The 13,126-nt window shown below is 68.8% G+C and carries 13 protein-coding genes and 1 tRNA gene; 5 read left to right on the top strand and 9 right to left on the bottom strand.

The genetic code is table 11. The annotated features are described in order from the left end of the window. The first annotated feature begins 23 nt into the window (after nucleotides 1-23). Nucleotides 24-1,331 (top strand): cyclopropane-fatty-acyl-phospholipid synthase family protein, encoded by a 1,308-nt coding sequence (locus ABZV77_RS29305; RefSeq protein ID WP_356263007.1) that lies wholly within the window; start codon nucleotides 24-26, stop codon nucleotides 1,329-1,331. Between the two features lie 215 nt (nucleotides 1,332-1,546). Here ABZV77_RS29305 and ABZV77_RS29300 read toward each other — a convergent pair whose 3' ends face one another. Further along, nucleotides 1,547-4,066 carry an FtsX-like permease family protein gene (locus tag ABZV77_RS29300; RefSeq protein WP_356263005.1) on the bottom strand — a complete coding sequence of 840 codons (2,520 nt, stop codon included), beginning with the start codon at nucleotides 4,064-4,066 and terminating at the stop codon, nucleotides 1,547-1,549. Between the two features lie 156 nt (nucleotides 4,067-4,222). Further along, complete coding sequence (locus tag ABZV77_RS29295) at nucleotides 4,223-4,993, bottom strand: ABC transporter ATP-binding protein (protein ID WP_356263002.1); 771 nt, start codon at nucleotides 4,991-4,993, stop codon at nucleotides 4,223-4,225. Between the two features lie 412 nt (nucleotides 4,994-5,405). On the opposite strand from ABZV77_RS29295, the gene ABZV77_RS29290 reads away from it, so the two are divergent. Both ABZV77_RS29290 and ABZV77_RS29285 read left to right on the top strand, forming a co-directional pair. Further along, nucleotides 5,406-5,488: transfer RNA gene (locus ABZV77_RS29290), tRNA-Leu, on the top strand. Between the two features lie 473 nt (nucleotides 5,489-5,961). Beyond that, nucleotides 5,962-6,891 (top strand): Bax inhibitor-1/YccA family protein, encoded by a 930-nt coding sequence (locus tag ABZV77_RS29285; RefSeq protein WP_356263000.1) that lies wholly within the window; start codon nucleotides 5,962-5,964, stop codon nucleotides 6,889-6,891. A 159-nt stretch (nucleotides 6,892-7,050) separates the two neighbouring features. Here the strand turns inward: ABZV77_RS29285 and ABZV77_RS29280 are convergent, their stop codons facing one another. After that, nucleotides 7,051-7,281, bottom strand: coding sequence for a DUF4287 domain-containing protein (locus ABZV77_RS29280; protein WP_356262997.1), 231 nt, complete (start codon nucleotides 7,279-7,281; stop codon nucleotides 7,051-7,053). A gap of 132 nt (nucleotides 7,282-7,413) precedes the next feature. Here ABZV77_RS29280 and ABZV77_RS29275 point away from each other — a divergent pair, with 132 nt between their 5' ends. Further along, nucleotides 7,414-7,695, top strand: coding sequence for a hypothetical protein (locus ABZV77_RS29275; protein WP_356262994.1), 282 nt, complete (start codon nucleotides 7,414-7,416; stop codon nucleotides 7,693-7,695). 40 nt (nucleotides 7,696-7,735) lie between these two features. On the opposite strand, the gene ABZV77_RS29270 is transcribed toward ABZV77_RS29275, so the two are convergent. From ABZV77_RS29270 to ABZV77_RS29245, 6 genes are all read right to left on the bottom strand, one after another. Next, on the bottom strand, nucleotides 7,736-8,602 hold the full coding sequence (locus tag ABZV77_RS29270; protein ID WP_356262991.1) for a hypothetical protein: 867 nt from the start codon (nucleotides 8,600-8,602) through the stop codon (nucleotides 7,736-7,738). Nucleotides 8,603-8,867: 265 nt separating this feature from the next. Beyond that, the gene (locus tag ABZV77_RS29265; protein WP_356262988.1) at nucleotides 8,868-10,088 is read right to left on the bottom strand and encodes an acetyl-CoA C-acetyltransferase; all 1,221 of its coding nucleotides are present in this window, start codon (nucleotides 10,086-10,088) and stop codon (nucleotides 8,868-8,870) included. 142 nt (nucleotides 10,089-10,230) lie between these two features. Beyond that, on the bottom strand, nucleotides 10,231-10,878 hold the full coding sequence (locus ABZV77_RS29260) for a maleylpyruvate isomerase N-terminal domain-containing protein (RefSeq protein WP_356262985.1): 648 nt from the start codon (nucleotides 10,876-10,878) through the stop codon (nucleotides 10,231-10,233). 55 nt (nucleotides 10,879-10,933) lie between these two features. Next, nucleotides 10,934-11,176: a DUF397 domain-containing protein gene (locus tag ABZV77_RS29255; protein ID WP_356262982.1), complete on the bottom strand. Its 243-nt coding sequence runs from the start codon at nucleotides 11,174-11,176 to the stop codon at nucleotides 10,934-10,936. Between the two features lie 142 nt (nucleotides 11,177-11,318). Then, nucleotides 11,319-11,519 (bottom strand): DUF397 domain-containing protein, encoded by a 201-nt coding sequence (locus tag ABZV77_RS29250; RefSeq protein WP_356262980.1) that lies wholly within the window; start codon nucleotides 11,517-11,519, stop codon nucleotides 11,319-11,321. Between the two features lie 12 nt (nucleotides 11,520-11,531). Beyond that, complete coding sequence (locus tag ABZV77_RS29245) at nucleotides 11,532-12,377, bottom strand: helix-turn-helix transcriptional regulator (protein WP_356262977.1); 846 nt, start codon at nucleotides 12,375-12,377, stop codon at nucleotides 11,532-11,534. A gap of 193 nt (nucleotides 12,378-12,570) precedes the next feature. On the opposite strand from ABZV77_RS29245, the gene ABZV77_RS29240 reads away from it, so the two are divergent. Continuing rightward, nucleotides 12,571-13,029 (top strand): ATP-binding protein, encoded by a 459-nt coding sequence (locus tag ABZV77_RS29240; protein ID WP_356262974.1) that lies wholly within the window; start codon nucleotides 12,571-12,573, stop codon nucleotides 13,027-13,029. The last annotated feature ends 97 nt before the right edge of the window (nucleotides 13,030-13,126 follow it).

Raw genomic sequence — 13,126 nt, 5'->3', positions numbered from 1 at the left:
ACCCATCCACGGAGGTGTGCGCCATGCAGGACGCCGCACAGCGGCTGAAGACCCTCGCCGAGCAGCTCATGGGAACCCCACTGCCGGTACGTATCCGCGCCTGGGACGGGTCGGAGGCGGGCCCGCCGGGCGCCCCCGCCCTCGTCGTGCGCAACCGCAGGGCCCTGCGCCACATCCTGTGGAAGCCCGGCGAGCTCGGCCTGGCCCGCGCCTGGGTGGCCGGTGACCTCGACGTCGACGGGGATCTGTACGAAGCCCTGGACGCCATGGCGGGGTTGATCTGGGAGCGGGGGCCCCAGCAGGAAGAGGACTCCAAGAGCCTGCTGCAGTCCCTGCGCGAACCGCAGTTCCGCGCCGGGGTCCGCTCTCTCGTCGCCCTCTCCGCGCCCTTCCTGCCGCCCGCTCCACCCCCGGAGGAGATGCGCAGACACGGCCGCCTCCACCTGCACACCAAGGGCAGCGACCGCCGCGCCATCAGCCACCACTACGACGTCGGCAACGACTTCTACGAGCTGGTGCTCGGCCCCTCGATGGTCTACTCGTGCGCGTACTGGGAGTCGCCCGAGGGCACCCTGGAGGACGCCCAGCGCGACAAGCTCGAACTCATCTCCCGCAAGCTCGCCCTCAAGCCCGGCATGCGCCTGCTCGACGTCGGCTGCGGCTGGGGCTCCATGGCGGTCCACGCGGCGCGCGAGCACGGCGTGCGCGTCGTGGGCGTCACCCTCTCCCAGGAGCAGGCCGCCTACGCCCGAAAGCGGATCGCCGAGGAGGGCCTTACGGACCGGATCGAGATCCGCGTCCAGGACTACCGCGACGTACGCGACGGACCGTATGACGCCATCAGCTCCATCGGCATGGCCGAACACGTCGGAGCCGAACGCTATTTGGAGTACGCGAACGACCTGTACGCCCTCCTGAGCCCCGGCGGACGGCTGCTGAACCACCAGATCGCCCGGCGGCCGCAGACCGACGAGACGGCGTACTCCGTGGACGAGTTCATCGACGCCTACGTCTTCCCCGACGGGGAGCTGGCGCCCGTGGGCACCACCGTCTCGCTCCTGGAGCAGGCGGGCTTCGAGGTCCGCGACGTGGAGACCATCCGCGAGCACTACGCGCTCACGCTGCGCCGCTGGGTCGCGAACCTGGAGGCGCGCTGGCCGGAGGGCCAGCGGCTGACCTCGCCTGGCCGGGCCCGCATCTGGCGGCTCTACATGGCAGCCTCCGCGCTGGCCTTCGAACGCAACCGCATAGGCGTCAACCAGGTCCTCGCCGTGAAGACCCCGGAGAGCGGCGCCTCGGGGATGGCGCTGAGGTCGAGGGACTGGCGGTGAGATCCGGCCCGCCCGGCTGAGACCCGGCCCGCCCTGCTGAGCCCCAGCCCGCCCGGCTGAGATCCAGCCTGTCCGGCTGGGATCCAGCCCGTCCGGCGTTTGAGGACGAGCCGCGCAGCGGCGATACGGGGGCGGAGCCCCCGGGGCGGCATGCGAGTGGGCCCGGACGCATAGAGACGTCCGGGCCCACTCACTCACCGCTCCAGCCGCCGCAGCTACTCGCTCTTGATCGCCATCAGCGGGTTCAGCCGCGCCGCGCTGCGGGCGGGCCACACCGCGGCCATGACACCGACCACGGCCGCGATGGCCAGGAAGATCACGATCCGGCCGACCGGGATCTCCATGGAGTACGTGGCGACCTTCTCGGCGATGCTGCCGCCCACGGCCCAGCCCATGAAGAGGCCGAGGCCGATGCCGAGCACCGCGCCGAACAGCGAGATCACGACCGACTCCAGGCGCACCATCTGCTTGACCTTCGCACGGTCCAGACCGATGGCCCGCAGCATGCCGATCTCGTGCTTGCGCTCGAAGACCGACATGGCCAGCGTGTTGATGACGCCGAGCACCGCGATCAGGATGGCCATGCCGAGGAGCCCGTACAGCATGTTCAGGATCATGTTGATGCCGCCCGCCACCGCGTTGCTGACATCGTCCTTGTCCTGGACGGTGATGGCCGGGTTGTCGCCGAGGGCCTTGATGATGGCGTTCTCGGCCTGGTCCGACGGGCCGCCCTTCATCTTCACCAGGACCTGCTTGTCGACCAGCTTGGAGAGGTGCGGGTCGACGACGGACGTCGGCGCGAAGAGGCCGTTGAGCATCTCGTTGCCCTCGTAGACGCCCGCGACCTTCAGTTGGACGGTCTTGCCGTCGGCGTCGAACTTCAGCGGGAAGGTGTCGCCCGCCTTGAGGCCCTTGTCCTTCGCCGTGTCCGCGTCGACCAGCGCGGTGCCTGCCTTCAGACCGTCGATCGAGCCGCTGGTGAAGTCGAGGCCGACGAGCTTGCCGAACGTCTTCGGGTCGACGCCGTTGATGCTCGAGTAGCTGCCGTCCGCCTCGCCGTACGCGGTGCGCAGCGGGGTGCTCGCCTCGACCTCGGGGATCTTGTCCAGCTTCTGGCGGACCTCGGGGGTCAGCGCCTCGAAGTTCGCCATGGAGACGCTGTAGTCGGCCTTCATGGAGCCCGCGGCCATCTTGTTGATGGCGCTGCCCATGGACACCGCGATGACCGTCATCGCGGTGATGAGGGTGAGGCCGATCATCAGGGCCGAGGCGGTGGAGGCCGTGCGGCGCGGGTTGCGCACCGAGTTGAGGCGCGACAGCTTGCCGGTGACGCCGAACGGCTTCAGGAGCGGCGCGGAGGCCGCGATGAAGGGCCGGGAGAGCAGCGGGGTGAGGACGATGACGCCGACGAGGATGGTGGCCGCGCCACCCGCCATCACATAGTTGTCGTCCATGAACATCATGACCGCGCCGAGCGCCACGATGAGCGAGCCGAGGGTGTTGCGGACGACCAGGCCGCGCGTGGTGGGCGTCGCGTGGACGCTGTTCATCGCGGCGACCGGCGGGATCTTCGCGGCGCGGCGGCCCGGCAGCCAGGCGGCCAGCATGGTCACGACCACGCCGATCAGGAGCGCCGCCACGATCGTCGTCGGGGCGATGACGAGGGGGCCGTCCGGCAGCGAGGCGCCGCCGGAGTTCATCAGGGCCTCCAGGCCGACGGAGACACCGAGACCGAGCCCGAATCCGGCCACGGCGGCGACCAGGCCGACGAGGAACGCCTCGATGAGCACGGAGCGCGTCACCTGGCGGCGCGAGGCGCCGACGGCGCGCATGAGCGCGAGCTCCTTGGTGCGCTGGGCGACCAGCATGGTGAAGGTGTTGGCGATGATGAAGATGCCGACGAAGAGCGCGATACCGGCGAAGATCAGCAGGACCTGGCTCATGGAGCTGGTCTGCTGCTCGATCATCCGCTCCTGGTCGTCGGAGAGCTGACCGCCGGTGACGGCGTCCGTGTCCTTCGGCAGGATCTTCTCGACCGAGCTCTTCAGCGCCGACTCGGAGGTGCCCCCGGCGGCCTTGACGTCGATCTCGTCGTACTCGGTCTTGTTCAGCGCCTTCATCGCGGTCTTGTTGTCGAGGACGACGAGGCTGCCGCCCGCGACGACGCTGCCGTCGTCGGTGTCGAAGATCCCGCTGACCTTGGCGGTGTGCACGGGGCCGTCGGTGGAGTAGCGGACGGTGTCGCCCACCTTGAAGCCGGTGCGCTCGGCGGTGCGGGAGTCGAGGGCGATGTCGGCGCCGGACTTCGGGGCGCCGCCCTTGGTGAAGTCGTACCGGGGGTCCTTGCCGTCCTTGGCCGGGTAGTAGTTGGTGCCGGTGGTGCCCCACTCGCCGCCCACGAGCTTGCCGTTCTTGTCGGCGAGCGCGGTGAAGCCGCTGACGGAGCCGATGGCGGAGTCGGCGCCGGGCAGGGACCCGGCCTTCTTCAGGAGGCCGTCGGTGAGGCGGGCGGGCTCCTTGGTCTCGCCGTCCTCGTCGGAGGAGCCGCCGTCGGACTGGATGGCGACGGAGACGTGGTCGAAGCTCTTCGCCGACTTGTTCTTGTAGGCGTTGCCGAAGGTGTCGGTGAAGACCAGGGTGCCGGAGACGAACGCGACGCCGAGCATGACGGCGAGCACGGTCATCAGCAGCCTGGCCTTGTGCGCGAGCACGTTGCGCAGGGCGGTACGGAACATGGGTGTGAGTCCTGGGTCAAGTGAGAGGGGGGAGAGCCCCGCAGGGGCCTCCCAGGGGCGCGGGGAACTGCGCGACAAGCCACAGACGGCCCGCAGTCCCGAGACATGCCCGGCCTCGACGGCGGTAGGGGGAAACCGCCCGAGGCCGAGCGGCCACTAGCTCGTCCGGCCCTTCGCGTCGAAGTGCTTCATCCGGTCGAGCACCCCGTCCGCGGTCGGCCCGTGCATCTCGTCGACGACCCGCCCGTCCGCGAGGAAGATCACGCGGTCCGCGTACGACGCCGCCACCGGGTCGTGCGTGACCATCACGACGGTCTGGCCGAGGTCGCGCACGGAGTTGCGCAGGAAGCCGAGGACCTCCGCGCCCGAGCGCGAGTCGAGGTTTCCGGTCGGCTCGTCGCCGAAGATGATCTCCGGCTGGGAGGCCAGCGCGCGGGCGACGGCCACGCGCTGCTGCTGGCCGCCGGAGAGCTCGGTGGGCCGGTGGCTCAGGCGCCCGGAGAGGCCGACCATCTCGATGACCTGCTCGAGCCACTGCTTGTTCGGCTTGCGGCCCGCGATGTCCATGGGCAGCGTGATGTTCTCCAGGGCCGTCAGCGTCGGCAGCAGGTTGAACGCCTGGAAGATGAAGCCGATCTTGTCCCGGCGGAGCTTGGTGAGCTGCTTGTCCTTGAGCGTGGACAGCTCGGTCTCGCCGATGCGCACGGAGCCGGAGCTGAAGCTGTCCAGACCGGCGACGCAGTGCATCAGGGTCGACTTGCCGGATCCGGAGGGACCCATGATCGCGGTGAACTCGCCCTGCCCGAAGTCGACGGAGACATGGTCCAGGGCGACCACCTGGGTCTCGCCCTGTCCGTACACCTTGGAAAGATCCGTGGCGCGCGCTGCCACGGCGGTGGCGCGGGCGGCGAAGGGGGTGGTGGTCACGGGGCGATGCTCCTGTCGGGACGACGAGTGGGGACGTACTCAATCGTCCTGGCCGATCAGTGCCCTGTAGTCAGCCGCTGTTCCGGTTCCCGTGGCCCTCTCCAGTCGGACTTGAGGTCGGCCTGTCATACCTGGGGATGACACGTATCCCTGACACGGGGAGGAGGAGAGGGAGAAGAAGAGGGAGAAAGCGGGACCGGGAGCGTTCGGGCGGCTAAATTCCGTCATTCCGCGCAGAGGCCCACGAGACCGGCCGCGCCCGCGGAAAGGCCTCCGGCATGTACCAACGGACCGTGACCGCGACTGATGCACCCTCAGACGTCAATAAAATAAGACAACATCGGGCTGCCCTTCCGCTGTTCGGGGGATGCCTCCCGATAGGGTCGAAGCCTCGACGCGGAGCCCATGGCCTGCCCGGATGGTGGAATGCAGACACGGCGAGCTTAAACCTCGCTGCCCCTCGGGGGCGTGCCGGTTCGAGTCCGGCTCCGGGCACATCCGCTGCACTGCCGTCGCCGTTGTGCGTGCGGCTTGTGCGTACTTTGTGACGGTTTGGGGTGCCCCCTCGATCATGATCGTCCACGCCTTTACGCTGAAGATCGACTGCGGCGTGGGGTGCGCATTCTGATGGCGCGTCAGCTCACGTGCTGAGCAACGGTGTTGACGATCACGTGACCGGTCTCCGAACTTCGGTCTCTGATCTTCGGTCTTCGGTCTTCGGCCTTCGGGGGTGCCCTCGCCCCGGGTCGCGCTGTCGCGGTGAACCGTAGCGACATCAATACGGACTGTTACTCCCCGCCGCCGGGTCACCCGGGCGGCGTAACGGTACCGATCCGGGAACAGTGGGCCCCTTGTCGAGCGTTCTCCGTCACAGTGAGGGAAAGATCCTCCCCAAGCACTAGGCTCACCCCTTTGCCTACGCATTACTCTTGAGGCAAAGCCACACACGGTGGCCATGGAGGAGTGAAATGAGGAGCAGTAACCCGGTCTTCTCGCGACGGGGGTTCAGCCGCGACAACGGCTTCGCCGGCTTCGGCCAGCAGCCGCAGGCCGGGGGACCCGCGGGCGCGACCCAGACCCAACAGGGCAACCCGTACGCGCAGGGCAATCCGTACGCCGGCCAGCAGGCCCCCGCGGGCAACCCCTACGCCACAAACCCGTACGCCCAGCAGGACCTGCAGCACGGCGCGCCCCAGGCGCCCGTGACCACCGCGGGACGCATGACGATGGACGACGTCGTCATGCGTACCGCGACCACGCTCGGCACCCTCGTGGTGACGGCCGCGCTCGCCTGGGCGCTGCTGCCGGTGGACGACGCCAACATCAGCAAGTCGTACGGCATCGCCATCGGCGCCGGTCTCATCGCGATGGTCCTGGGCCTCGTCCAGGCCTTCAAGCGCAAGGCCTCGCCCGCGCTGATCCTGACGTATGCCGCCCTGGAGGGTGTCTTCCTCGGCGTCGTCTCCAGCGTCGTCGACAACCGCATCGCCAGCGGCGCGGCCATGCAGGCCGTGCTCGGCACGATGGCCGTCTTCCTCGGCGTCCTCGTGGCGTACAAGGCGGGCTGGATCCGCGTCAACCGTCGCTTCTACGGCTTCGTGATGGCCGCCGCGATGGGCTTCCTGCTGCTGACCTCAGTGAACCTGCTGTTCATGGTCTTCGGCGGCGGTGACGGCCTCGGCTTCCGCAGCGGTGGCCTCGGCATCGTGTTCGGCATCGTCGGCATCCTGCTCGGCGCCTGCTTCCTGGCCCTGGACTTCAAGCAGGTCGAGGACGGCATTGCCTATGGCGCGCCGAAGGAAGAGGCCTGGCTCGCCGCGTTCGGTCTGACGATGACGCTCGTCTGGATCTACATGGAGTTCCTGCGCCTGATCGCGATCTTCTCGGGCAACGATTAGTCGCACGGCTGAGGCGCCCACCCGCTGAGGCGCACAGCACCGAAGGGCCCGCGGACCGAAACGGTCCGCGGGCCCTTCGCCGTTTGCTGTCGAGGGTGTGCGGGGGTGGAGTGGTGCCTTCGGTGTCTTCAGTGTCTTTGGTGTCTTCGGGGGAACTGGTCAGAGGAGTTTGCGGGCAGCCCGCCTGAGGTCGTACTCATGGATGATTGCCTTCGCGTGCCCGTACGCGAGGTTGTGTTCTGCGCGGAGCCAGCTGACCTTCTCCTCGAAGCGGAAGAGAGAGGGGCCTTCGTCCACGGCGCGTAGCCAGTCGGAGACTTCACGACCGGTGCAGTGGGGGATTCGGGCGAGCAGGTTGCGGTGGGTCTCCTCGGAGAAGACTTGGGACATCGGCGCCTCCGGACGCGTCGCGATGTGTTCCGTCCTTCACGCCACCGTGCCTGAGCGTTGGGGCGTTGGCAACAGTCCCGGGAAGGCGCATAAGGTCGCTGGGTGCTCGATACGACGCCTTTGACAGCCGCAGTGGACCATTTCGCCGACCGTCTGCGGGCCGCCCCGCAGAGCCGCCTGCAGCGGGGAGCGGCGACCGAAGCGCTCGCTCTGGCCAGGGAGTTGGCCGTCCGCACCCAGCGCATCGAGGAACCGGACGCGGGACCCCGGGAGATGCCGGACGCGGGGATGTTCGCCGCGGCCGACCAGATCACCGTCGCGGGGCGGGATCTCGCCCTTGTCCTGACGGACCCCGAGGAGCTCGCGCGGACGCTGGAGCTCGTGGAGGAGGCGCAGAAACGGGCCGGGGTCTAAGAGCCTGTCTTTGAACCCTGGGGCCCGTTCCGACAGGTGCTCAGACCGAGGCGATGACGCGGTCGGCCAGGATGTAGATGTTCTCGGCGCCGCACTCGAACGTCAGGGCGTACGCACCGGAGATGCCGGAGCCGCCGAGCAGGAACGGGGTCCTGCCCTCGCGCAGCGCGGCCGCAAGGAGCTCCGCGGTCTCGCGGTGTCCGGGCGTCATGCACAGCGTCGTGCCGTCCGCGAAGACGTACACGTCCAGCGTGCCCAGCGGGCCGGGACGGACGTCGGCGAGGGCGGTGCGGGCGTCGGCGAGCTCCTCCAGGCACGCCACCGTGCGCTCGTGGTCGCCGTGGTCGCCGTGGTCGCCGTGGCCTTCGGGTGTCGGCGTCTGCACCGGCACGAAGTCCGGGTGCGAGGGGTGGCGGCGGCGGGCGGCGGCGAGCTCGGGGGAGTCCCCGGCGTACTCGTCGGTGCCCGTCGCGTCGGCGAACGGCTCGGTCACCGGCTCCAGGCTGTCGGACTCGATGCCCGCGAAGTCGGCCTGCCGGGGCAGGAACAGCTCGTCTGCGATGCCGTCCGGAATCCCGGGCAGCCCGCTCAGCAGCGAGGGCCCGTCGGCGCCCTCACGGGCCTCCTGGGCGGCCCAGAAGGCGCGGGCCTCGGCGAGCTCGCGCTCCCGCTCCTCGGCGAGGGCTTCGGTCACGGCCGCGCGTATCTCGTCCGTGTCCACCGTGGTGCGGGCGCCCGGCACCGTGGGGTGCGGGGCGCTCGTGGCACGGCTGTCGGCCAGTTCGGTGTGCAGGGCTGTGATCTCGGCGAGCTGCTTCCGCAGGCCGTGCACCGCGTGCAGGGCAGCGACGCCCACGGCCGTGGCAGCGGCCGTGGAGAGCAGCAGGGCAAGAGGCAAGGCGCTCACTGACGTACTCCCGGTTTCAAGTCGACCCCCGACTTCCTACATCAGCTTGAAGCCTGCACGATCCACCTGTCAGTGCATTACGTCACGAATGGGACAGGACTTTGGGCCCGATGTTTACCCCTGGATCTGTCCTGAGCTGGGCATATCCCTCTCCCCCAGGAGATAGGTCACATCCTGGGGGAGATTGGGTCACGAAGTGATGCAGGGACTGAGCGTCAGCAGAGAGAACTGTGTGTCAGCGGTTTTCTGCTGTTACCGGCCGTTATTAGCTGAGGCGTTCGATAACCATCGCCATGCCCTGGCCGCCGCCGACGCACATCGTCTCCAGACCGAACTGCTTGTCGTGGAACTGGAGGGAGTTGATGAGCGTGCCGGTGATGCGGGCGCCGGTCATGCCGAAGGGGTGGCCGACGGCGATGCCGCCGCCGTTGACGTTGAGCTTGTCGATGTCGATGCCCAGGTCGCGGTAGCTCGGGATCACCTGGGCGGCGAACGCCTCGTTGATCTCGACCAGGTCGATGTCGTCGATCGTGAGACCGGCACGGCGGAGCGCCTGCTTGCTCGCCTCGACCGGGCCGAGGCCCATGATCTCGGGGGAGAGGCCGGTGACGCCGGTGGAGACGATGCGGGCGAGCGGGGTCAGGCCGAGCTCGCGGGCCTTGGTGTCGCTCATGATCACGAGGGCGGCGGCGCCGTCGTTGAGCGGGCAGCAGTTGCCCGCGGTGACCAGGCCGTCGGGGCGGAAGACCGGCTTCAGGCCCTGGACGCCCTCCAGGGTGACCCCGGCGCGCGGCCCGTCGTCCTTGCTGACGACAGTGCCGTCGGGGGTGGTGACCGGGGTGATCTCGCGCTCCCAGAAGCCGTTCTTGATGGCTTCCTCGGCGAGGTTCTGCGAGCGGACGCCGAACTCGTCCATGTCCTGACGGGTGACGCCCTTGGTGCGGGCCAGGTTCTCGGCGGTCTGGCCCATCGCGATGTACGCGTCCGGGACGAGGCCGTCCTCACGCGGGTCGTGCCACGTCGAGCCCTCGGTCTTCGAGACGGCCTCGGTGCGGGCCTCGGCGTCGGCGAAGAGGGGGTTGTGGGTGTCGGGGAGGCCGTCGCTGGTCCCCTTCACGCTCCTGGAGACCATCTCCACGCCCGCGGAGATGAAGACGTCGCCCTCGCCCGCCTTGATGGCGTGCAGGGCCATGCGGCTCGTCTGCAGGGACGAGGAGCAGTACCGGGTGACGGTGCAGCCCGGGAGGTGGTCCATGCCCATCTGCACGGCCACGATGCGGCCCAGGTTGTGCCCCTGCTCGCCGCCGGGCAGCCCGCAGCCGAGCATCAGGTCGTCGATGTCCTTCGGGTCCAGCTCGGGCACCTTCGCGAGGGCGGCCTCGATGATGGTGGCGGTCAGGTCGTCCGGTCGCAGATCCTTCAGCGAGCCCTTGAAGGCGCGGCCGATCGGGGTGCGGGCGGCAGAGACGATCACGGCTTCGGGCATCAGGACTCTCCAGTGGCGAAGGGGCAGGACTCACTGGGAAGTTACCTGCACGTATCGCTATCGGTCATCGGCTGGATGATGTGACTCCGGACGCATTTCTAAGCGGGCGCTCAGGGCGCGGGGGCGCGGCGCCCCCGGCGGCTCAGCCCCTTGGCTCTCCGTACCAGCGCCACGTGGTGAGCCGGGCGTGTCCCGGGAGGTCGCCGCGGCCCGTCGACCACAGGAGGGTCGGCCAGGGGGCCGTGTCGGTGGGGGCGTCGGGGAAGAGGCGGTGCAGGACGCGTGTGCAGAGGTCGGCGGGCGGGGTCCAGGTGTCGCCGATGCCGAGGCCGCCCGCGATGTCGTACGTGTGGACGAGGGTCTCCACGATCCCCATCGCGGCGAAGCCCTCCGGGTCGGAGACGCCCCACGTGTGGTGGGCCCGCACGGTCGGTGCCGTGGTCGCGACCATGCCGGTCAGGAGGGCTCCGCAGGACTCCAGGACCTGGAGCAGTCCGGCGGTGCCGGAGTCGCGGTCGGCGAAGGTGACGTTGGAGGGCCCGCCGTCCCTGCGCCGGTACCAGAGGAACGGCACCTCGGTGTCCTGGGGCGGGTGCTCGGGGCCCAGCTGGGCGGCGTAGGCGAAGAGGTCGTCGGCGAGGTGCTCGACGGTCTCCCAGCAGTCCCAGTCGATGCCGCCCGCCTTGACGCTCCAGTCGGCGTCGGGCGGGGCCTGGCGGAGGGTGGCTACGGCGAGGCGGACGGCGGTGGTGACGTCTGCGGGGGTGACGGGTTCTCTGGGTCCGGACATGGCGGGACGGTAGCAGGGGGTGTGCGGGGGTCCTGTACTGGTTTTTCCGTAGAGGTCAGGGACCCTCTGTGCCTTCTACGAAGTGGTCGAACTCGCCTGCTTGTACGCCGAGTACGAAGGCGTCCCACTTTTTGCGGGTGGTCGTGACGACGTTGTCCGGGTCGCTGGTCTCGCGGAGGTAGACGGCGTCGTCGCCGTTGCCGAAGGCGATCTCGATCCAGGGGCCTGGGCCCTGTTCGTCCTCGGGGGCGGCGCGGGTCCAGTCGAGGTCGGTGGGGATGCGGGGCTTCTCGGTCATGGCTGGGGTCTGCGCCCTTTCTTCGTCTGTGGGGCGGGGCCGCGGAGGTATGTGCGTCCTCGCCATCCCGGTGCGGGGCCTCGGTCCTGGCAACTCGGAGCGTGGCTCACCGTGCTCCGGGCGCACATACCTCCGCGTCCCCTCAGGCCGTCTTGGCGCCTGCGGGCCGCGTCTTCGCGGTGCGGAGCAGTGCGGCGAAGGCTGTGGGGGCGGTGCTGAGTATCGCGGCGGTGGGGTCGCTGCTTTCGGTGAGATGGACCGTGCCGGTCGCTGTCGCTGCGACATGTATGCAGGAGTTGCCTTCTTGGCAGTAGGAGGACTTCTGCCAGGTGAGCTCGGGCATCGTGGGATTCCTCTACAGGTCCTGGATGATGTTGTGGATGAAGTCGCGTGACTTCGTGGGTGGGAGTGCCGTGGCTTCCATGCGGTCGAGGAGGACGCGGTACTTGTCGAGTTGGGCTGCGGCGTCCAGGAACACCGGGCCGTGCGACTGGTCGAGGTTGACCGTGTCGAGTTGGGGCACGGGGCCTGCGGAGTAGTAGATCGACTGGCCCGAGCCCGGGAATGTTCCGGCGGTGAATGGGATGACGTGGACGGCGATGTGCTCCCGCTCGCTCATGTCGATGAGGTGCTTGAGCTGAGCGCGGGTCACGGTGGGGCCGCCGAACTGCATCCGCAGGGCGGCCTCGTGGACGATTGCCTGGTGAGGTGTCGGCGGCTCTCGGAAGAGCACGGCCTGCCGCTTGATGCGGTACGAGATCCGGTGCTCGATGTCCGGCGGCGACAGCTCGGGAACGCTCTGACGGAAGATCTCGCGGGCGTAGTCCGTGGTCTGGAAGAGGCCGGGGATGTGCACCGTCACCGCGGTGCGTAGGGATGTGGCGTGGTGTTCGATCTCGGCGAGGTCCAGCAGGCCTGCGGACAGTATCTCGCGGTAGTCCTCCCACCATCCGCGCGCACGTTCACCGGTCATGCCGGACAGCGCGTCGACGAGGGGTTTGTCGGAGCAGTCGTAATGGCAGGCCAGCGCGCGCACCCGCGCCGAGCTCACACCGAGCCGCCCGGACTCTATGTTGCTGATCTGGTTCTGCTTGACGCCGAGGAGCTTCCCGGCCTCCGTTGACGTCAGACCGGCACGTTCGCGGAGCTTGCGCAGCTCGTTGCCCAAACGGAGTTGACGTCCCGTCGGATGGCTTCTCACGGGCGCGTTCGCCTCTCCTCGTATCCCGTCACTCACATGAGTGGTTGTGCAGGGCTTTATAGGTTTTCGGTTAACACCTTAACTCGACGTCGCTACCTTGTGAGTGGCGCCACGACCCAGAAGAACCCCGCTCGACGGAGCGACAAAGTCACTGGGCCCACTCGGCAACTACCCACACCCGACGAGGACTTCCATGCCCGCAACCGTAGTCCCGCCCTGGACCTACACCCTCCAACTCCCCCACGACCCCCGCGCCCCAGGAATCGCCCGCGCCACGCTCCGCGCGGTCCTGGAAACGTACGGACTCGGGGAACTGACCCCCACCGCCGAACTCCTCGCAGGCGAACTGCTCAACAACGCGCACTGCCACACCGACGGCCCCTACGCCCTCCGCCTCCGCTCCTCCTCCCCGGAAGGGATCCGCGTGGCCGTGTGGGACTCCAATCCGCAGATTCCACCCGGGTTCGGGGGCCACGTCCTCGACCGGCAGCCGCCGGGTATGGCGGAGGGCGGGCGGGGGCTGCACATCGTGCGGGCGTGCGCGGACAGGTGGGGGTCCTATCCGATGGGGAGGGGGCATGCGGGGAAGTTGTTGTGGGCCGAGGTCATGCCGAGTTCCCCGTGGCGGGCGGCCGGGCCCTCTGAGAGCTGACGATCTAGCTCAGACATCGTGGCTCTTCTCGAGACCGTCCTCCGCCGTGACTGGTGCTGTCGTGCTGACTTCGATCAGGAACCGACCGCTCGGGCGA

It is taken from the genome of Streptomyces sp. NPDC004732 (genome assembly GCF_040609235.1).
Taxonomy (GTDB): Bacteria; Actinomycetota; Actinomycetes; order Streptomycetales; family Streptomycetaceae; genus Streptomyces.
Note: the sequence above shows the minus strand (reverse complement) of the source record. Positions and strands in the feature narration are given on the sequence as shown.